The 18,488-nt window shown below is 75.2% G+C and carries 21 protein-coding genes; 15 read left to right on the top strand and 6 right to left on the bottom strand.

Annotated features, from left to right (window positions below; all coding sequences use genetic code 11):
- Positions 1-12 precede the first annotated feature (12 nt).
- The 4 genes from ACRYRX_RS00105 to cofD all read right to left on the bottom strand — a co-directional run bounded on the left by ACRYRX_RS00105 (position 13) and on the right by cofD (position 3,290).
- Positions 13-627 (bottom strand): flavin reductase family protein, encoded by a 615-nt coding sequence (locus ACRYRX_RS00105; protein WP_432509740.1) that lies wholly within the window; start codon positions 625-627, stop codon positions 13-15.
- A gap of 70 nt (positions 628-697) precedes the next feature.
- The gene (locus ACRYRX_RS00100; RefSeq protein WP_432509739.1) at positions 698-1,267 is read right to left on the bottom strand and encodes a cyclase family protein; all 570 of its coding nucleotides are present in this window, start codon (positions 1,265-1,267) and stop codon (positions 698-700) included.
- Positions 1,267-2,310, bottom strand: coding sequence for a coenzyme F420-0:L-glutamate ligase (gene cofE, locus ACRYRX_RS00095; protein ID WP_432509738.1), 1,044 nt, complete (start codon positions 2,308-2,310; stop codon positions 1,267-1,269). Before cofE ends, ACRYRX_RS00100 begins: the two co-directional genes overlap by 1 nt.
- Entirely contained in the window at positions 2,307-3,290 is a 984-nt protein-coding gene (gene cofD / locus ACRYRX_RS00090; RefSeq protein ID WP_432509961.1) for a 2-phospho-L-lactate transferase, read from the bottom strand. The genes cofE and cofD overlap by 4 nt, the downstream gene beginning before the upstream one ends.
- Positions 3,291-3,658: 368 nt before the next feature.
- Between cofD and ACRYRX_RS00085 the strand changes: the two genes are divergently transcribed.
- The 6 genes from ACRYRX_RS00085 to ACRYRX_RS00060 all read left to right on the top strand — a co-directional run bounded on the left by ACRYRX_RS00085 (position 3,659) and on the right by ACRYRX_RS00060 (position 8,157).
- Positions 3,659-3,910, top strand: coding sequence for a WhiB family transcriptional regulator (locus ACRYRX_RS00085; RefSeq protein ID WP_432509960.1), 252 nt, complete (start codon positions 3,659-3,661; stop codon positions 3,908-3,910).
- 143 nt (positions 3,911-4,053) lie between these two features.
- Positions 4,054-4,404: a hypothetical protein gene (locus ACRYRX_RS00080; protein WP_432509737.1), complete on the top strand. Its 351-nt coding sequence runs from the start codon at positions 4,054-4,056 to the stop codon at positions 4,402-4,404.
- A 154-nt stretch (positions 4,405-4,558) separates the two neighbouring features.
- A complete protein-coding gene (locus tag ACRYRX_RS00075) occupies positions 4,559-6,670 on the top strand; it encodes a HAMP domain-containing protein (protein WP_432509736.1) in 2,112 nt (703 codons plus the stop codon).
- 2 nt (positions 6,671-6,672) lie between these two features.
- Entirely contained in the window at positions 6,673-7,101 is a 429-nt protein-coding gene (locus ACRYRX_RS00070) for a roadblock/LC7 domain-containing protein (protein ID WP_432509735.1), read from the top strand.
- Positions 7,098-7,574 (top strand): DUF742 domain-containing protein, encoded by a 477-nt coding sequence (locus ACRYRX_RS00065; RefSeq protein WP_432509734.1) that lies wholly within the window; start codon positions 7,098-7,100, stop codon positions 7,572-7,574. The genes ACRYRX_RS00070 and ACRYRX_RS00065 overlap by 4 nt, the downstream gene beginning before the upstream one ends.
- Entirely contained in the window at positions 7,558-8,157 is a 600-nt protein-coding gene (locus ACRYRX_RS00060; protein ID WP_432509733.1) for a GTP-binding protein, read from the top strand. Before ACRYRX_RS00065 ends, ACRYRX_RS00060 begins: the two co-directional genes overlap by 17 nt.
- Positions 8,158-8,177: 20 nt before the next feature.
- Here ACRYRX_RS00060 and ACRYRX_RS00055 read toward each other — a convergent pair whose 3' ends face one another.
- A complete protein-coding gene (locus ACRYRX_RS00055; protein WP_432509732.1) occupies positions 8,178-8,612 on the bottom strand; it encodes a metallopeptidase family protein in 435 nt (144 codons plus the stop codon).
- 83 nt (positions 8,613-8,695) lie between these two features.
- On the opposite strand from ACRYRX_RS00055, the gene ACRYRX_RS00050 reads away from it, so the two are divergent.
- From ACRYRX_RS00050 to ACRYRX_RS00030, 5 genes are read left to right on the top strand one after another with little or no spacing between them, the layout of a single operon-like run.
- Positions 8,696-9,100, top strand: coding sequence for a DUF3499 domain-containing protein (locus ACRYRX_RS00050; RefSeq protein WP_432509731.1), 405 nt, complete (start codon positions 8,696-8,698; stop codon positions 9,098-9,100).
- Positions 9,101-9,146: 46 nt separating this feature from the next.
- Positions 9,147-9,416 (top strand): hypothetical protein, encoded by a 270-nt coding sequence (locus ACRYRX_RS00045; RefSeq protein ID WP_432509730.1) that lies wholly within the window; start codon positions 9,147-9,149, stop codon positions 9,414-9,416.
- Between the two features lie 54 nt (positions 9,417-9,470).
- Complete coding sequence (locus ACRYRX_RS00040; protein ID WP_432509729.1) at positions 9,471-10,937, top strand: phosphomannomutase/phosphoglucomutase; 1,467 nt, start codon at positions 9,471-9,473, stop codon at positions 10,935-10,937.
- Positions 10,937-11,143, top strand: a complete 207-nt coding sequence (locus ACRYRX_RS00035) for a Trm112 family protein (protein ID WP_432509728.1) — start codon at positions 10,937-10,939, stop codon at positions 11,141-11,143. Before ACRYRX_RS00040 ends, ACRYRX_RS00035 begins: the two co-directional genes overlap by 1 nt.
- A complete protein-coding gene (locus ACRYRX_RS00030; protein WP_432509727.1) occupies positions 11,140-12,300 on the top strand; it encodes an SIS domain-containing protein in 1,161 nt (386 codons plus the stop codon). Before ACRYRX_RS00035 ends, ACRYRX_RS00030 begins: the two co-directional genes overlap by 4 nt.
- A 12-nt stretch (positions 12,301-12,312) precedes the next feature.
- On the opposite strand, the gene ACRYRX_RS00025 is transcribed toward ACRYRX_RS00030, so the two are convergent.
- The gene (locus ACRYRX_RS00025; protein WP_432509726.1) at positions 12,313-13,806 is read right to left on the bottom strand and encodes a PP2C family protein-serine/threonine phosphatase; all 1,494 of its coding nucleotides are present in this window, start codon (positions 13,804-13,806) and stop codon (positions 12,313-12,315) included.
- A gap of 313 nt (positions 13,807-14,119) precedes the next feature.
- Here ACRYRX_RS00025 and ahcY point away from each other — a divergent pair, with 313 nt between their 5' ends.
- The 4 genes from ahcY (at position 14,120) to ACRYRX_RS00005 (ending at position 18,435) form a co-directional block, all read left to right on the top strand.
- A complete protein-coding gene (gene ahcY, locus ACRYRX_RS00020; RefSeq protein WP_432509725.1) occupies positions 14,120-15,583 on the top strand; it encodes an adenosylhomocysteinase in 1,464 nt (487 codons plus the stop codon).
- 79 nt (positions 15,584-15,662) lie between these two features.
- Complete coding sequence (locus ACRYRX_RS00015) at positions 15,663-15,905, top strand: hypothetical protein (RefSeq protein WP_432509724.1); 243 nt, start codon at positions 15,663-15,665, stop codon at positions 15,903-15,905.
- Positions 15,906-15,946: 41 nt separating this feature from the next.
- Positions 15,947-17,956, top strand: coding sequence for a glycogen debranching protein GlgX (gene glgX, locus ACRYRX_RS00010; RefSeq protein WP_432509723.1), 2,010 nt, complete (start codon positions 15,947-15,949; stop codon positions 17,954-17,956).
- Positions 17,953-18,435 (top strand): hypothetical protein, encoded by a 483-nt coding sequence (locus ACRYRX_RS00005; RefSeq protein ID WP_432509722.1) that lies wholly within the window; start codon positions 17,953-17,955, stop codon positions 18,433-18,435. Before glgX ends, ACRYRX_RS00005 begins: the two co-directional genes overlap by 4 nt.
- Positions 18,436-18,488: the final 53 nt, after the last annotated feature.

The raw sequence follows: 18,488 nt of genomic DNA, 5'->3' as shown, positions 1-18,488 counted from the left end.
CCCGCGGCCGGCCTACCGCGCGTCCGGTCGCGCCATCCGCAGCCGCTGCTCCGGGCTGATCGTGAAGTAGTCGGCGGGCCCGCCCCCGCGCAGGAGCGGGTCGGCGGCCAGGGTGTCGAAGACGCCGTCCACGACGAGGGACTCGTCGAGGTGGACCTGGACGACCTCACCGAGCACGAGCCACGCGCCGACGCCCCGCCCGTCGACGTCGGTGAGCTCCTGGACGCGCGTCACCCGGCACTCGAAGGCGACGGGGCTCCGGGCCACGCGCGGCGGCCGCACGAGGGTCGAGGGTTCCGGGGTCAGACCGGCGAGGGCGAACTCGTCGACCTCCGGCCCCACCGGCGCCGACGTCTCGTTCATCGGCGCGGCCAGGGAACGGGTCGCGAGGTTCCAGACGAACTCCCCGGTCGCCTCGGCGTTGCGCACGCTGTCCTTGTGACCGGTGCTGGAGAACCCGACGACGGGCGGGCGGTAGTTGAAGAGGTTGAAGAAGCTGTACGGCGCCAGGTTCCGCGTGCCGTCGGCCGCCACGGTCGACACCCAGCCGATGGGGCGCGGGGCCACGATGGAGTTCAGCGGGTCGTGCGCGAGGCGGTGGCCGTCGCGGGGGCGGTAGGAGTGCACGCGCCCGGACGCTACCGGCCGGCCGGCCGGGCGCGACCCGGCGTGGAGCGGGCCCGGGGGTGCGGTGCGTTCAGACCCGCGCCACCGCCCGCACCGGCGACCCGTCGCCACCGGCCAGCGCCCACCCGAACGCGAAGAACTCCACCCGCCCCGGCAGCGCGTCCAGCCCGGTGAGGTTCTCCACCACGACCCCCGGGTCCTCGCGCGAGCCCAGCAGGACCCGGTGCGCGGCCAGGGTGCCGGGGGCGTCGACGCTCGCGGTGTCGATCCCGACGGTGCGCACCCCGGCCGCGCGCAGCGCCCGCGCCGCCTCGACGGTGAGGTGCGCGTCGTCGGACCCGGTGCGCAGCAGCACGACCCGCGGCAGGTCCCCGGTCAGCAGCCCCGGGCCGACCGCGCGCGCCCCCCGCACGTCGAGGACCGCGGCAGGTCCGGCGAACAGGTCCAGGGGCAGTTCGTCGAGGGTGGGCCCGGCCGGGTCCACGTGGGCGGGGGCGTCCACGTGGGTCCCGGTGTGGCTGCCCAGCGTCAGCCGCGTGACGCGGAACCCGTCGCCGGGCAGCTCCTGCGCGCCGAACTCCGGGTCGCCGGGGAACACCGGCATCCCCTCCCGCACGGGGCGGGACAGGTCGATCCACATCAGCGGGGCCGTTCGACGACCCGCACCTCGACGCCGTCGGCCTCGCGGTGCACCAGGCCCACGAGGTCCTCGGTCCACAGCGCCGCCAGGACCCGCTGCGTCAGCACCCCCAGGGAGAAGTCGTCCCCGGCCTCCAGGTGCAGCGCCGGCCCCTCGGCGGTGACCCGTCCCTCGAGCACCGGTCCCGCGGCGCGGGCGACCTCGGCGGCCCGTCCCAGCCGGTCGGCCAGCGTCCCGGGCACCAGCGGCGGCGGTTCGACCCCGCCGGCGCCCAGGGCGGCGCGGACGGCCTCGACGTGCCCGAGCCGGAACCAGTCGCCGGCCGCGTCGCGCACCAGCGAGCGCGCCCCGGGGCCGTCCTGCCCCCGGGGCAGCACGAGGTCGCTCAGGCCGCGGAACAGGGCGGCCGGGACCCCGTCCGTCTTGCCCTTGACCAGGTCGGCCGCGGCGGCGATCTCGTCGGCGACGGCGCGGGCCGTGACCGACAGGTCGCGGCCCTGGGCGTCGACGGTGCCGCGCAGGTCGTCGAGCACGTCGAGGCCGGCGACGCCGAGGGCGAAGTCGGTCTGGCCCGTCCGCCAGGCCCGGCCCGCGGTGTCGGTCACCACGACGCCGACGACGGCCCCGGTCAGCTCGTGCAGCCGGTCGCGCAGGTCCCGGGCGGCGGCGTCGGGGTCGGCGGGCAGCGTGAGCACGACGTCGCCCTCGACGTTGGAGGCGTCGACGCCCGCAGCGGCCATGACGGGCCCGGCGGCGGCCTCGACGATGCGGGTGGTGGCCCCGGTGGGCGTGCGGCGGGCGGCCACGAGCCGGCGGGACTGCCGCAGCACCACGTCCTCGCGGGCGGCGGCGGGCGCGGTCAGCCCGGCGGCCTTGGAGACGACCTTGCTGGAGACGGCGATGACGTCGCCGTCGCTGAGGGAGGCGCGCTGGGCGTGCAGGGCGTCGACGACCGCGCGGGCGACGTCGTCGCCGGCGCGGACCTCACCGATCCCGCCGAGGCCGACGACCTGCAGGGGCGGGGCGTTGTCGGCGGCGCTCACGCGGCGCGGTCCTCACCGGTCAGGTCCAGGGCCAGGTCCAGCGCGGCCCCGGCGAGGTCGGCGGTGGCCTGCGGGGAGCTCATGAGCAGCGGCCGCCCGCGGACGGTCAGCCCGGCCCGCACGGGGGGCTCGTCCTCGGCCGCGACGAGCCAGCCGTCGAGGAAGTCGGCGTAGAGCCCGGCGACGGCCGCGGCCGTGGTGGGGACGCCCAGGGCGGCCAGGCAGGCGTCGGCCATGCCGCGCACGGGGGCGCCGCCGATCACGGGGGAGACCCCCACGACGGGCGCGGCGGTGCCCACCAGGGCCTCGCGCAGGCCGGGCACCCGCAGGATCGTTCCGATCGACACGACGGGGTTGCTGGGGGGCAGGACGACGACGTCGGCGTCGCGGACCGCCTCCAGCACCCCTGGGGCGGGGCGGGCCGCGTCGGCGCCGACGGGTTCGATGGCCAGGGCGGGCACGGCGGCGTGCAGCCGCACCCACCACTCCTGGAAGTGGACGCGGCGGACCGCGCCGTCGTCCCCGGCGAGGTCGACGTGGGTCTCCACGACGTCGTCGGTCATGGGCAGCAGGCGCGCCCCGGGCCGCCAGCGCTCGCAGAGGTGGGCGGTGACCTCCGAGAGGGTGGCGCCCTCGGCGAGCATGCGGGTGCGCACGAGGTGGGTGGCGATGTCCTTGTCGCCGAGGGTGAACCAGGACGGTTCGGCGCCGTAGGCGGCCAGTTCGGCGGCGACCCCGGAGGTCTCCTGCGACCGCCCCCAGCCGCGGGTCTCGTCGATGCCGCCGCCGAGGGTGTACATGACCGAGTCGAGGTCGGGGCAGATGCGCAGGCCGTGCATCGTCACGTCGTCGGCGGTGTTGACGACGATGGTGACGGCGGCCTGCCGCCGGGCGGGGTCGGGGGAGGCGGCCAGGTGCGCCAGCAGGCCGCGCAGGAAGCGTGCGCCGCCCACACCGCCGGCCAGGGCGGTGATCCGCAGGGGTCTGCTCACGTCGTTCACGCGGCTCATCATCCCCTGCCGGGGGATGCGGCCCCCGGTCGCGGGCCCCCGGTGGTGAGGTCCGTGTGACGGATGTGGTCGGAGTCACCACCTGAGGAGCGCAAATACCACGCTGGGCTTGACTCCGGGGGACGACACGCGTGTAATTCCACCAGTGGTGGTCGCACGGTGACTGGCACGATACGAGGAGTGACGGGATCGAGGCTGTGGGGGCCACCATGCGTGACGACGTGGACCAGATCGACCAGATCGACCGGATCGACCCGCTCGACGACCCCGCCGGCACCCCCTCGCCCGGGGGCCGGCCCGAGCTCGCGCTCGTCGACCTGACCGGTGGGCCGGCCGGCGTGCCGACCGGGCTGTCCGGCCTCACCCCCGAGGACCCGGGCTGGCAGGAGCTCGCGCTGTGCGCGCAGACCGACCCCGAGGCGTTCTTCCCCGAGAAGGGCGGCTCCACCCGCGAGGCCAAGCGGGTCTGCCAGTCCTGCGAGGTGCGCCAGGAGTGCCTGGAGTACGCCCTCGGCAACGACGAGCGGTTCGGGATCTGGGGCGGGCTGTCCGAGCGCGAGCGCCGCCGCCTCAAGCGCGCGATCGGCTGACGCCCCCTCGCTCCCCGGACCGCCGCGGTCGCGGGGGTGTTCGCGCACCCGATCGGCCGACAGGGCTGAAGGAACGCCCCCCGCGTGCCGAGAGTCAGGACGGGGGGACCGCCGGTCGCCCCGTGGAGCACGGGGAGTCATCGATGAACCAGTCGATCTGGGAGCGCCGCCAGGCCGTCGCCTCTCGGCTCGAGGGCCAGGCCCAGCAGGAGCGCAGCGTCCTGACCGAGCTGACCGCGACGTTCACCGCCGCGTCGCTGCGCCTGGAGGACGTGGACCCGCGCGGGTGCCTGCGGGCGTCCGTGGCCGCCGTCGCGCAGGTCGCGGCGGGCCGGCCCGGTTTCAACCTGGTGCTCGGAGCGGTCGGGCACGGGATCCGCGTGCAGTCCGACGAGCACGGCGACGTGACGCTGTCGGTCGTGACGATGGCGGTGGGTGAGCCGGCCCCGCGGGCCGTCGCCTCCGAGCTCGCCGCGCTGCTCTGGGACCGCTGACCCCTTTACGGTACTCGGGACCACGCTTTCAGCCCCTCACGGCCACCGCGCCGCCCGACGACACCTCTACCGACGCCGGACACCTCCGGCAGCACGTCACCGCTGACTGCCCGTGCGACTCGCAGCGGGTGTGCACGTCGGAAGAGGAGTTCGCATGACCTTCCTGTTGCGTCGCGTCCGGGTGGGCGCACGCTTCGCCATCGCCTTCGGGGTGATCCTGGCGCTCACCCTCGCCATGGGCGCCGTCGCGTTCATCGGGAACCGCGCCCAGTCCACGGCGCTGCAGCAGGCCCAGGACGCCACCGAGCTCGTCCACTACGTCGACGAGCAGAAGTACTACGACGCCGACATCATCGGCTGGCAGACCGGCTACGCGCTCGACACCTACCGCATCGGCGTCGAGGCGGCCCTCGCCGACGACAACGTGAACCGCGCCGGCTACCTCGCCGACCGCACCGCGCTGATCGCGTCGCTGAAGAACGCCCCCACCGAGCTGATGACCGCGCAGGAGCGGGCCGTCAACGAGGAGCTCCTCGGCCTCTGGGACCAGTTCGTCGACTTCGACAACCGCGCCGTCATCGCCTACCGCGACGGTCGCACCGCCGACGCCGAGACGCACATCAACGAGGGCGGCTTCCGCGTCTACGAGCAGGTCCTGACCCTGATGGACGGCCTGGAGGAGTCGGTCACCGCCCGCAGCGAGGCCGCCCAGGCCCGCGCGGTCCGCGTCGCCGAGACCGCCCAGCTGCTCATCGTCGGCTTCGCCGTCCTGGCCGTCGTCCTCGTGGCCCTCATGATCGTCGCCCTCGTCCGCACCGTGCTGCTGCCGCTGCGGGCGCTGACCGCCCGCGCCGAGGAGGTCGCCGCCGAGCGCCTGCCCGCGGCCATCGGCGAGATCCGCGACATGGCCGCCGACGGCACCCCGCCGACGCTGCCGGCCTTCGAGGTCCAGACGAAGGACGAGCTCGCCGCCCTCGCCGTCGCGTTCAACCACGTCCAGGACAGCGCCCTCGACCTCGCCGTCGAGCAGCGCCGCAACGAGATCGCCGCCGCCGAGATGCTCGTCAACCTCGGTCGCCGCAACCAGAACCTGCTCACCCGCACCCTGGCCTTCCTCGCCGAGCTCGAACGCTCCGAGCGCGACCCGCAGGTCCTGGACAAGCTGTTCCGCCTGGACCACCTGTCCACCCGCGTCCGCCGCAACGCCGAGTCGATGCTCGTCCTGGCCGGCGCGGAGCAGACCCGCACCAAGTCCCGCCCGGTGCCCGTCGCCGGTGTCGTCCGCGCCGCCCTCGCCGAGATCGAGGACTACCCGCGCGTGGACCTGACCGAGCTCGTCGACGCCACCCTGCACGGCAGCGCCGCGGCCGACGTCACCCACCTGCTGGCCGAGCTGCTGGAGAACGCGACCGCGTTCTCGCCCAGCACCACCCGCGTCGTCGTCACCGGCGCCCCGACCGTCGACGGCGGCTACGCCCTGACGGTCACCGACTTCGGCGTCGGCATGGACGACGCCGAGATCGCGCTGGCCAACGGCCGCATCGCCGGTGCGGCCGACTCCCGCCCCGACTCCCGCCTGCTGGGGCACCACGTCGTGGGTCTGCTCGCCTCCCGCTGGTCCCTGTCGGTCACGCTGAGCCGCGGCGGTTCGGCCGCCGCCCCCGTCGGGGTCGTCGCCGCCGTCGTGCTGCCCGCCTCGATGGTGGTCCTCGGGGCCCGTCCGGCCGCCGCTCCCGCGGTGGCCCCGGTGGCCCCGGCCGCCGCTGCGGCGGTGCCGGTGCAGACCGCCCCCGAGCTCGCCCTCGTCGGCGCCCCGGCCCCGGCCCCGGTGGAGACGGTCGCCGAACCGGCCCCGGTCGCCCCGGTGCAGGCCGTGGCCCCGCTGGTCCCCGCGGCCCCCGTCGAGCCGGTCGCCCCGGTCGCCCCGGTGCAGGCCGTGGCCCCGCTGGCCCCGCCCGCGCCGGCCGCCCGCCCCACCGGCGCCCCCCGCGTCCGCGGCGCCCAGCTGGCCGACCTGGGCCGCGACCTGGGCCGCACCGCCGAGGCCGGCACCGGTCCGCAGGTCGCCGCGGTCCCCGCGGACCTGCCCGCCGTCCCCACCCGGGTCCGCGGCGCGCAGCTGCCCGACACCGGCGACGGGTCCGCGGACACCGCGTCCACGTCCCGCAGCGCCGAGCAGGTCCGCCGCGGCCTGTCCGGCCTCCAGAGCGGCGTCGCGCGCGCCCGCCGCGACAGCACCAGCCCCTCCAGCCCCGAGAGCGAGTGATCATGAGCGTCAGCACCGTCAGCCAGAACGCGCAGGACGTCAACTTCCTGCTCGAGCGCTTCGTCGCCCAGACCCCCGGCGTGGAGCAGGCCATCGGGGTCTCCTCCGACGGGCTCCTCATGACCATGCGCGCCGACCTCGAGCGCGCCGACGCCGACAAGCTCGCCGCGACCGTCTCGGGCCTGACCACCCTGGCGGTGTCCGCCTCGCGGCTGCTGCACAAGGGGCCGCTGAGCCAGGTCATCACCGAGTTCGGGCAGGGCTACCTGCTGGTGTCCTCCATCGCCGGGCGCGCCTGCCTCGGCGTGGTCACCTCCGCCGACTGCGACCTCGGCCTCGTCGGATACGAGACGACGATGCTCGTCGAGCGCGTGGGGGCGCTGCTGACCCCCGAGCTCATCACCGAGCTGAAGACCTCGCTGCAGCTGTGAGCCCGCGCGAGGAGTTCGACGAGGTCGAGTTCGACGAGTTCGACGAGTTCGACCGCCCGTTCCTCGGGGCCGGCGCGGCGGTCGCCGCCGCCGCCCCGGTCCCCGTCCCCGTCGGCCCCGACGGGGACGGGGACGACGCGGAGGTCCGCGCCTACCTGCTCACCGGTGGCCGCACCGGGGGCGGGGCGGCGGGGATCGCCATGGAGACCACCGCCGTCGCCACCGCCCTCGGCGCGCGGGTCTCCGCCGCCGGGTCGCTGCCCTTCGAGCTCGGGGAGGTCCTGGCCTGCTGCGCGCAGGCCCGCTCCGTCGCCGAGGTCGCCGCGCTGGTCGGCATCCCCCTGGGGGTCGCCCAGGTCCTGGTCGGCGACCTCGTCGCCCGGGAACTGCTCATCACGACGTCCACCGCGAAGTCCCTCGCGCTCGACGTCTCGTTCATCGAGAGGTTGATCAACGGTGTCGCTGCACTCTGAGGCGGCCGCCCCGGCGGCCCCCGTGAAACGTCCCCCCATCCCGGTGAAGATCCTCGTCTCCGGCGGCTTCGGCGTCGGCAAGACGACGACCGTGGGAGCGCTGTCGGAGATCGAGCCGCTGAGCACCGAGGCCGCGATGACCTCGGCGTCGGTCGGCGTCGACTACGCCGGCGAGGCCAGCGAGAAGACCACGACGACCGTCGCGATGGACTTCGGCCGCGTCACGATCGACGACAGCATCATCCTGTACATGTTCGGCACCCCCGGGCAGGACCGGTTCGGGTTCATGTGGAACGACCTCGCCGACGGTGCGCTCGGCGGGGTCGTGCTGGTGGATCCCAGCCGGATCGACGACTGCTTCGTGGCGCTGGACTACTTCGAGAAGATCGGCCTGCCGTTCGTGCTGGCCGTCAACTCCTTCGCCGGCCGCAGCCAGCTCACGCTGGACCAGGTCCGCGCCGCCGCCAACGTGGACCCCGCCGTCCCCGTGGTGGCCGTCGACGCGCGCTCGCGCGAGGACGTGAAGCAGGTCGTGCTGACCCTGCTGCAGCTCATCCTGTCGCGGGCCCGCGCGGCCGCCTGAGGCGCGCCCCCGCTGCGGCGTCAGTCGCCGTAGCGGGGGTCGACCTCCTCGGGGGGCAGGTCCAGCAGGTGCGCCACCTGCTCGACCACCACGTCGGCCACCAGGTCGTCCAGCTCGTCGCCGTCGGCGCGGGTCTCCAGCGGCCGGCGGTACAGCACGACCCGCGCGGGCCGCTGCCCCTGCGCGGGGAACAGCCGGCCCAGCGGCACGACGTCGTCCTCCCAGGGGGCCGGGTCGGACGGCGGCACGTCCTCGACCGCGAACTCCACCCCGGCCAGCTGCTCGGCCCACCGCCGCTCCAGCAGCTCCACCGCGTCCAGGACCAGGTCGTCGAACCGTTCGGCGCGCGTGCGCGACGCCGGCAGCGACGCCGGCAGCAGCGGCCCGCGCAGGCCGCGGCCGTGCCGGTCGCGGCGCCTGAGCGAACGGGTCTGGGACCGGCGTCGGAGGACCACCGGGCGAGACTACCCGCGTGATCGGGGCGACACATCGCACCTCGTCCAGCGGACAGCCCGCCGACGGCGGTAGCGTGCCGCGGGTGAGCACCCGCACCCCAGGAACGAACGCCTCCCGCCCGGGAGCCGGCCGCTCCGCCGCGCCCAGCGCACGGCGCTGCTCGCGGACCGCGTGCGGGAAGACGGCCGTGGCGACGCTCACCTACGTGTACTCCGACTCCACCGCCGTCCTGGGCCCGCTGGCGACGTACGCCGAGCCGCACACCTACGACCTGTGCGCCGACCACGCCGACCGGCTGACCGCCCCCCGCGGCTGGGAGGTCGTCCGGCTGGCCCCGGAGCTGCTGGAGGCGGCCCGCCACCACGACGACCTCGACGCCCTCGTCGACGCCGTCAGCGACCGCCCCCGCGGCACCGAGCGGCGCATCGACCCCGACGCCCCGGCCGTCCGCCGCGGCCACCTGAGGGTCATCGGCGAGGAGAAGTGACCGCGCGGGCCGCTCAGCCGGGCGGCCCGGCTGCCGATGGAGCCTCGTGCCCGCAGCCAACGCGCCCCGCGCTCCCCGCCGTTCCCGCGCCGCCCGCACGGCCCCGCCGCTGGGGTCGCTGACCCAGGCCGCGCACCGCGAGACCGCGGCGTGCTCGCACTGCGGCAGCGAGCGCGTCACCCAGCTGTCGATGAACCTGACCGACGGCACGCCCGTGCAGTTCGTGTCCTGCCACGTGTGCGAGGAGCGCAGCTGGCTGTCGGCCGCCGGCCCGCTGACCGTCGACGGGATCCTGGAGCGCACCCGCAAGCACTAGTCACGGCTCCCGCGGCCCGCCGCCGGAGCGGCCGTCGCTTGTAGGCTCGCCAGCGTGAGCGCCCCGACCGTGAACCTGTCGTCCGTCATCAAGGCCTACGACGTCCGGGGCACCGTCCCCGACCAGCTCGACGCCGACGTCGTGCGGGCCATCGGCGCCGCCTTCGCCGAGGTCGTCGTCCTGCCCGAGACCCCCGCCGGCGCCGTCGCCCGGGCCGTCGTCGGGTACGACATGCGCCCCTCGTCCCCGGAGCTGTCCGCCGCCTTCGCCGACGGCCTCGCCTCCCGCGGCGTCGACGTCACGGTCATCGGCCTGTGCTCCACCGACGGCCTGTACTTCGCCAGCGGCTTCCTCGACGTCCCCGGCGCGATGTTCACCGCCAGCCACAACCCCGCGCAGTACAACGGGATCAAGATGTGCCGGGCCGGGGCCAGGCCCGTCGGCCAGGACAGCGGCCTGTCGGCGATCCGCGAGCTCGCCCAGGGCTGGCTGGACGCCGGGACCGTCCCGGCCGACGGCGGCACCGTCGGCGCCGTCGACGAGCAGGACCTGCTGAAGGCCTACGCCCAGCACCTGCGCACCCTCGTGGACCTGTCCGGCGGCCGCCGGCTCAAGGTCGTCATCGACGCCGGCAACGGCATGGGCGGGTTCACCGCCCCCGCGGTCCTCGGCGACGACGCCGGGCTGCCCGCGCTGCCCCTGGAGGTCGTGCCGATGTACTTCGAGCTCGACGGCACCTTCCCCAACCACGAGGCCAACCCCCTCGACCCGGCCAACCTCGTGGACCTGCAGAAGGCGGTCCCCGAGCACGGCGCGGACCTCGGCCTCGCCTTCGACGGCGACGCCGACCGCTGCTTCGTCGTGGACGAGAAGGGCGACCCGGTCAGCCCCAGCGCCGTGACCGCCATGGTCGCCCGCCGCGAGATCGCCAAGGAGATCCGCGCCGGCCGCGAGCCCGTCGTGATCCACAACCTCATCACCTCCCGCGCGGTGCCCGAGCTCGTCGAGGCCGACGGCGGCAAGCCCGTCCGGACCCGCGTGGGGCACTCCTTCATCAAGGAGCGGATGGCCGAGGTGGGCGCGGTGTTCGGCGGCGAGCACTCGGCGCACTACTACTTCCGCGAGTTCTGGTCCGCCGACACCGGGATGCTGGCCGCGATGCACGTCCTGGCCGCGCTCGCCGAGCAGGACCGGCCGCTGTCGGAGCTGGCCGCCGAGTACGAGAAGTACGTCGCCAGCGGGGAGATCAACTCCACCGTGCAGGACGCCGCCGCCACCACCGAGCGGGTCGTGGCCGCCATCACCGAGCAGGCCGCGGCCGAGGGGGAGACGGTCGAGGTCGACCGCCTCGACGGGGTCACCGTCTTCCACCCGGCGTCGGCGAACCAGCCGATGTGGTGGTTCAACCTGCGGGCCTCGAACACCGAGCCGCTGCTGCGGCTGAACGCCGAGGGCGCCGACGAGGCGACGATGGCCGTCCTGCGCGACCGCGTGCTCGAGCTCGTGCGGGGGACCGACTGATGGCGCTGGACGCCTGGGTGCTGGACCTGCTGCGCTGCCCCGCCACCGGCGCCCCGCTGACGCCGGTGACCGTCGGCGGGCAGGAGTTCCTGGCCACGCCCGACGGGGTCCGGTACCCCGTGCTCGACGGGGTGCCCGTCCTGCTCGTCGACGCCGCCGTCCCCCCGCGCGACGACGCGGCCGACGCGGCGGGGGAGGTGTCGTGACCGCCCTCGACGAGGCCCTGCTCGCCGACGGCGACCGCCTCAGCGCCGTCGACGAGGGCGGTGTCCTGCGCGCGCTGGCCAGCGCCGGGGCCCAGGTCCGCGAGGCCCTGGACCTCAGCGCGGAGGCCCGCGTGGCCCGCCTGGCCGACGAGGAGCGCCCGCGGGCCGTCGTCGTCGCCGCGCTCGCCGGCAGCTCCGTGGTCGCCGACATCGTGCAGGCCCTCGCCGGGCGCGCCTGCCCGGTGCCCGTCGTGGTCCGGCACGGCGGTCCGCTGCCGAGCTGGGTCGGCCCGCTCGACCTCGTCGTCGCGGTCTCGCTGTCCGGCCGCGCGCCGGGCCCGGTGGCGCTGGCCGTCGAGGCCGCCCGGCGCGGCGCGCGGGTCGTCACCGTCGCCGGGGAGGGGTCCCCGCTGGCCGACGTCGGCTCGCGCGGCGGCAACGTGCACGTCCGGCCCGCGCGCGGGGTCCGCGCCGACGGCGGCGACCCCCGCTCCTCGCGGGTGGCGCTGTGGTCGCTGGCGACGCCGGTGCTGGCGGCCTGCGACGCGATGGGCCTGCTGTCGGCGCCCGCGGCGGACCTGGCCGCCGTCGCCGACCGGCTGGACGCCGAGGCCGAGGCGTGCCGCCCCTGGTCGGAGACGTTCGTGAACCCCGCCAAGGTGCTGGCGCTGGAGGTGGCCGGCGCGGTGCCCGTCGTCCTGGCCGACGGGGACCTGATGGCGGCGGCGGCGCGCCGGGCGGCGGGGATGCTCGCCCGGACCGCGCGGGTGCCGGCCGTCAGCGGCGCCCTGCCGGACGACGCCAGCGAGGTCGTCGCCACCTTCGGCGGGCCGTTCGCGGCGGCGGGCGCCGACGACGTGTTCGCCGACCCGTTCCTCGACGGGCCCACCGGGCCGCGGCTGCGGCTGCTGGTCGTGCGGGACCACCCGGCCGCGGTGGCCGACGTGGACCGGCGGCTGACCGAGGCGGTCGTGACGACCGCGACCGACGCGGGCGTCCGCGTCAGCGAGCTCGTCGCCGACGAGGGCTCCCCGGCGCAGCGGCTGGCGCAGGCGATCGCCCGCGCCGACTTCGCCGCCGCGTACCTGGCGCTGGCGTGCGGGGTCGACCCCGCGCGCTCCCCGCAGGTGGCCGACCTCAAGGACCGCCTGGGCTGACCGCGCGCGCCGTCAGGGCAGGCGCTGGACCAGCACGACGGTCCGGTCGTCCTGCCGGGCGCGGAACTGCGAGTGGCGCAGCGCGGCGGCCGTGACGCCGTCGACGATGCGCTCGGGCGTCGGGCCCGGGACGGCGGCCGTCAGGTCCCCCAGGGCGCCGACGACGCCGTCCACCCCGAACTCCACGCCCTGCCCGTCGCGGGCCTCCAGCACCCCGTCGGTGCAGGCGAACAGGCGGTCCCCGGCCTCGAACGGCAGGCTCTCCTGCGTCCACCGCGCCTGCCGGAACACCGCCGACAGCAGCGGGCCGGTGGCCGCCAGCTCCCGCCAGGGCCCGGTCCGGTGCTGCACCAGGGCGGGCGGGTGCCCGGCGCTGGCGTAGGTCAGCGTCTGCGCCGCCCGGTCCACCACGGCCAGGAAGACGGTCGCGAACAGCTCGGGGTCGACGTCGCCCAGCTGGTCGGCCGCGGCCCGCAGCGCCGCCGCGGGGGTGCTGCCCAGCCGGGCCGCGGTCGCCAGGGAGTGCTTGAGCCGCAGGGCCAGGACGGCGCTGACCGGCCCGTGCCCGGCGACGTCGCCGACGACGACCGCCACCGAGGCCGGGCCGACCTCCACGACGTCGTACCAGTCCCCGGCCAGCAGCCCCTCGGCCGGTTCGACCCGCGCGTGCAGGTGCAGGTCGGGCAGGTCGGGCAGGGTCGGCACCAGGGCGCGCTGGAGGGCGTGCAGGGCCGGTTCGGCCTGGGCGACGGCGTCCAGGGCCCGCCGGGTGCGGCCCAGGTCGGCCGTCAGCCGGTCGCGCATGGCCGTGACGTCCTCGGCGAGGTCGCGCACCTCGACCGCCCCCGCGCTGGGCAGCGTCGCGGTCAGGTCCCCGTCGGCGACGGTCCGGCTGGCCCGGGCGAGCTGGGCCAGCGGGGTGGTCACGGTGCGCCGCAGCAGCAGGCACCCCACCCCCAGCGCCGTCGCCATCGCGAGCAGGCCCGCGGCCACGGTGACCAGGAGCCGCCGCTGGGCGCGCTCGGCGTGCGCGACGTCGTGCGCCTCCTGCGCGGCGAGCCGGGCGTCCAGGACGTCCAGCGCGTCGCGCAGGGCGTCGAACCGCCGCTTGCCGTCGAGGGTCACGTACAGGGCCCGGGCCCTGTCGAGGTCCCCGGCGCGCACACGGTCCCGCTGCCGCTGCGCGTACGCCGTCCAGTCGTCGTGGGCGGCCAGGACGTCGTCCCACCGGCCCGCGGCCACGCCCAGCGACCGCAGGCACGCGGCGCTGGCCCGTTCCCGGGCCGGCAGGTCGCGCCCGGCCCGGTCGTACGGCTCCAGGAACCGGTCGTCGGCGGTCACCAGGTAGCCGCGCAGCGCGGACTCCTGGTCGACGTGGGCGGCCCGGTTCTCGCCGAGCTCGCGGCGGCACTCGGCGGTCCGCGTCAGGTGGCGGCGGGCGTCGTCGAGGTCGCGCACGGCCAGCAGCGAGCCGGTGCCGGTCCCGGCCAGGACGAGCAGGGCCACGCCGCAGGCGTAGGTCACCCACCGCGTCAGGGAGCGGGGACGGGGCTGGGACCGCGGGGGCCGGTGCTGCCGCGACCGGCTGCGGCGCCCGGTACGGCGAACCTCCGTACCGTCGTCGGTCACCTACTCAGTGTGTTCGAGGGGCGGGTTCCGTCAAGCCCCCCGCGGGGCCGGGACGCGGGAGCCGGTCACCCTCCGTCGCCGAGCGCGTAGGCTGGTCGTCGCTCCGGCGTGCGGTGATGCCGCTCGGCACGAGCACGGGCCCAGAGGGGCCGCGCCGGGGGAACGTCACTGACCGCACGAGAGGACTGGAATGTCTTTCGAGTACCAGGTCCGGGACCTTTCCCTGGCCGAGGCCGGACGCCACGAGCTGCGTCTGGCCGAGCACGAGATGCCCGGGCTGATGGCGCTGCGCGCCGAGTTCGGCGACTCCCAGCCGCTGGCCGGCGCCCGCATCGCCGGCTCCCTGCACATGACGGTCCAGACGGCCGTCCTCATCGAGACCCTCGTCGCCCTCGGCGCGCAGGTCCGCTGGGCCAGCTGCAACATCTTCTCCACTCAGGACCAGGCCGCCGCGGCGGTCGTCGTGGGCACCGGGACCCCCGAGGCGCCCGCGGGCGTGCCCGTGTTCGCCTGGAAGGGCGAGACGCTCGAGGAGTACTGGGCGCTGGCCGACCGCATCTTCGACTGGGGCACCGACGCCGAGGGCCACCGCATCGGCCCGAACATGATCCTCGACGACGGCGGCGACGCCACCATGCTCGTCCTGGAGGGCAAGCGCTTCGAGGCCGCCGGCGCCGTCCCGGCCACCACCGACGAGCACTCCGAGGAGTACGCCGTCGTCCTGGAGCTGCTGCGGAAGTCCCTCGCCGAGGACCCCCAGCGCTGGACCCGCGTCGCCGAGGGCATCCAGGGCGTCACCGAGGAGACCACGACGGGCGTGCTGCGCCTGGCCGAGTACCACCGCAACGGCGTCCTGCCCTTCCCGGCGGTCAACGTCAACGACTCCGTCACCAAGTCGAAGTTCGACAACAGGTACGGCACCCGCCACTCCCTCATCGACGGGATCAACCGGGGCACCGACGTCCTCATCGGCGGCAAGACGGCCGTCGTGTGCGGCTACGGCGACGTCGGCAAGGGCTGCGCGGAGTCCCTGCGCGGTCAGGGCGCCCGTGTCGTCGTCACCGAGATCGACCCCATCAACGCCCTGCAGGCCGCGATGGACGGGTACCAGGTCGTCCGCCTCGAGGACGTCGTGGAGACCGCCGACCTGTTCATCACCGCGACCGGCAACAAGGACGTCGTCATGGCGGCCGACATCGCGCGGATGAAGCACCAGGCGATCGTCGGGAACATCGGCCACTTCGACAACGAGATCGACATGGCCGGCCTGGCCCGCATCCCCGGCGTGGAGAAGGTCGAGATCAAGCCGCAGGTCCACGAGTGGCGCATCCCCGCCGCCGAGGGCCGTCCCGCGCACAACGTCATCGTGCTGTCCGAGGGGCGGCTGCTGAACCTCGGCAACGCGACCGGCCACCCGAGCTTCGTCATGTCGAACTCGTTCGCGAACCAGGTCCTCGGCCAGATCGAGATCTTCACCAAGCCGGAGAGCTACCCGGTCGGGGTGCACCGGCTGCCCAAGCACCTGGACGAGAAGGTCGCCCGGCTGCACCTGGACGCCCTCGGGGTGCGGCTGACCGAACTGACCAAGTCGCAGGCCGACTACCTCGGCGTCGACGTGGCCGGGCCGTACAAGTCCGACCACTACCGGTACTGACAGCCGTACCGCACGGTCGCCGACGCGCCCGGCACCCCCAGCGGGTGCCGGGCGCCGTCGTCCCTGGCACAGTGTCCGGGTGTCGCTGGAGGACGCTGCTTCCTGGGCCACCGTCCTCGGTGGCCTCGCCGTGCTCGCCGCGTTCGCGCGCGGCTGCGTCCTGGTCGCCATGAAGTACCACGCGCGGGAGGTCCGCCGCTGGCAGCAGACCGAGCAGGGTCTGGACGGCGGGCGGCTGCGCTGGTGGAACTGGGTCCGGGCGCGCTGGCGGCTGCTGTGGGCCACGGGCCGGGTGCGGACCCGCCGCGAGGGTGCGGAGTAGTTCAGCGCGCGCGATCGGCGGGGTGGCCCCACGATCGATCAGTGGACGACAGCACCCCCTACCCCCTCGGCGTCTCGCTGCGCGAGAACGGGTTGAACGTGGCCGTGTACTCCGAGACGGCCGAGGCCGTCGACGTCGCGGTCTTCGACCCCGACGGCGCCGAGACGGCGCACCGGCTGACGCAGCGCTCCGGTCACGTCTTCCACGGCCTCGTCCCCGGCGGGATCGGCACCCGGTACGGGTTCCGCGTCCACGGGGAGTGGGAACCGGGCGAGGGGCTGCGGCACAACCCCGCCAAGCTGCTGCTCGACCCGTACGCCCGGGCCGTCGAGGGTTCCTGGGGCGCCGGGGAGGAGACGTTCGGGCACACCTTCGACGACCCCGAGCAGCGCAACGACGCCGACTCGGCCGGTTCGGTCGCCAAGGCCGTCGTGGTGGACCCCGCGTTCGACTGGGGCGACGACACCGCCCCGCGGGTCCCGCTGGCCGACACCGTCGTCTACGAGGTCCACGTCAAGGGCTTCACGAAGCTGCACCCCGACGTCCCGGAGGAGATCCGCGGGACGTACGCGGGCCTGGCCCACCCCGCCGCGATCCAGCACCTGGTGGACCTCGGCGTCACCACCGTCGAGCTGCTGCCCGTGCACCAGTTCGTCCAGGACTCCCACCTGGCCGAGAAGGGCCTGCGCAACTACTGGGGCTACAACTCCATCGGGTTCTTCGCCCCGCACAACGAGTACAGCGCCTCCGGTGACGACGGCGCCCAGGTCCGCGAGTTCAAGGAGATGGTGAAGGCCCTGCACGCCGCGGGGCTGGAGGTCGTCCTCGACGTCGTCTACAACCACACCGCCGAGGGCAACCACCTGGGCCCCACCCTCTCGCTCAAGGGCATCGACAACGGCTCCTACTACCGCGTCGTGGAGGAGGAACCGGAGAACTACTTCGACACCACCGGCACCGGGAACTCCCTCAACGTCTCCCACCCGGCGGCGCTGCAGCTGATCCTGGACTCCCTGCGCTACTGGGTGAGCGAGATGCACGTCGACGGGTTCCGCTTCGACCTCGCCACCACCCTGACCCGCCAGTGGGGCGACGCGCACGTGCACTCCGCGTTCCTCGACATCGTCCACCAGGACCCGGTGCTGGCGCCGGTCAAGCTCATCGCCGAGCCCTGGGACACCCAGGGTTACCAGGTGGGGGGTTTCCCGGCCCGCTGGTCGGAGTGGAACGGCAGGTACCGCGACGACGTCCGCGACTTCTGGCGCGGGCAGGGGTCGCTGGGGGCGCTGACCCAGCGGATGACCGGCAGCCCCGACGTCTACGAGGCCGACCGGCGCTCCCCGCTGTGCAGCGTGAACTTCCTCACCGCCCACGACGGGTTCACCCTGGCCGACCTCACCGCCTACGACGAGAAGCACAACGAGGCCAACGGCGAGGACAGCCGGGACGGCGAGAGCGACAACCGGTCGTGGAACTGCGGCGCGGAGGGGCCGACCGACGACGAGGGCGTCAACGCCCTGCGGGCCCGGCAGCGGCGGAACCTGCTGACCACGCTCCTGCTCAGCGCGGGCGTCCCGATGCTGCTCGGCGGCGACGAGTTCGGCCGCACCCAGGGCGGCAACAACAACGCCTACTGCCAGGACGACGAGATCTCCTGGTTCGACTGGGCGTCGGCCGACTCCGACCTGCTGGGGTTCACGCGCGACCTGCTGCGGCTGCGCCGCGAGACGCCGGCCCTGCGGCCGTCGTGGTTCGGCCCGAACTCGCTGTCGCTGCGGGCCGACGGGCAGCCGATGGGGCAGGAGGAGTGGGACGACGCGAACGCCCGCGCCTACGCCGTGCAGTTCTCCACCGAGGGGTCCCCGACGGTGCTGCTGCTGGTGAACGGCGCGGCGAACCCCGTGGAGTTCACGGTTCCGCCCGCGCCGGGCGGCCCGTGGAAGCTCGTGGTGTCCTCCGACCCGCGGCAGGAGGTGGGCCGCGAGGTCGGTGAGCTGCTGGTGGGGGAGTGGTCGACGACGGTGCTGAGGTCGGCCATCATCGACCGGTGATGAGAGCGCACCGCTGGCCCGCCGCCGTCGAACCCGAGGACCTCGGGGCCGTCGTCCACGGACCCGTCGTGCTGGGGCGGGCGACGGGGATCGTGGCGGGCCTGCGGTGCGTGTTCGCCCACCGCGACGGCCTGTCGCTGCCGTTCGTCCTGCGCGCCGAGGGGGTGCAGGCCGAGGCCGCGGCCCGGCAGAGCTTCTCCAGCCACCTGCCGCTCGACGAGAGCGGTCCGGGCAGCTGGTCCGAGCCGGTCGTCGCCATCGGGATCGGCGACCACGAGGGGTTCGCCGACCCCTCGCGGTCCAGCGGCGGCGGCGGGGAGGACTCCTTCGCCCTCGACGCGAGCTTCTGGGTCGACGAGCTGCCCACCGACGGCAAGCTCACGATCACGGTGAGCTGGCCGCAGGCGGGGCTGCCGCAGACCCGCACCGAACTCGCGCTGCGCCCCTGGACGGCCGAGGAGGTCCTGCCGCTGCTGTGACGGGCGCGGGGTTCGGATCGTTGGCCCCTCGCTGCCGATCATCGGCAGCGAGG

The sequence above is a fragment of the Kineococcus lubricus genome, from assembly GCF_050871965.1.
Taxonomy (GTDB): domain Bacteria; phylum Actinomycetota; class Actinomycetes; order Actinomycetales; family Kineococcaceae; genus Kineococcus.
This window is presented reverse-complemented; position numbering and strand designations above follow the sequence as displayed.

What these genes read in the sequence shown, in the direction of transcription:
- ACRYRX_RS00100 (WP_432509739.1), bottom strand. Translation starts at nt 1,267, where the DNA reads ATGTGGATCGACCTGTCCCGCCCCGTGCGGGAGGGGATGCCGGTGTTC.
- ACRYRX_RS00080 (WP_432509737.1), top strand. Translation starts at nt 4,054, where the DNA reads ATGAACCAGTCGATCTGGGAGCGCCGCCAGGCCGTCGCCTCTCGGCTC.
- ACRYRX_RS00075 (WP_432509736.1), top strand. Translation starts at nt 4,559, where the DNA reads ATGACCTTCCTGTTGCGTCGCGTCCGGGTGGGCGCACGCTTCGCCATC.
- ACRYRX_RS00070 (WP_432509735.1), top strand. Translation starts at nt 6,673, where the DNA reads ATGAGCGTCAGCACCGTCAGCCAGAACGCGCAGGACGTCAACTTCCTG.
- ACRYRX_RS00035 (WP_432509728.1), top strand. Translation starts at nt 10,937, where the DNA reads ATGGCGCTGGACGCCTGGGTGCTGGACCTGCTGCGCTGCCCCGCCACC.
- ahcY (WP_432509725.1), top strand. Translation starts at nt 14,120, where the DNA reads ATGTCTTTCGAGTACCAGGTCCGGGACCTTTCCCTGGCCGAGGCCGGA.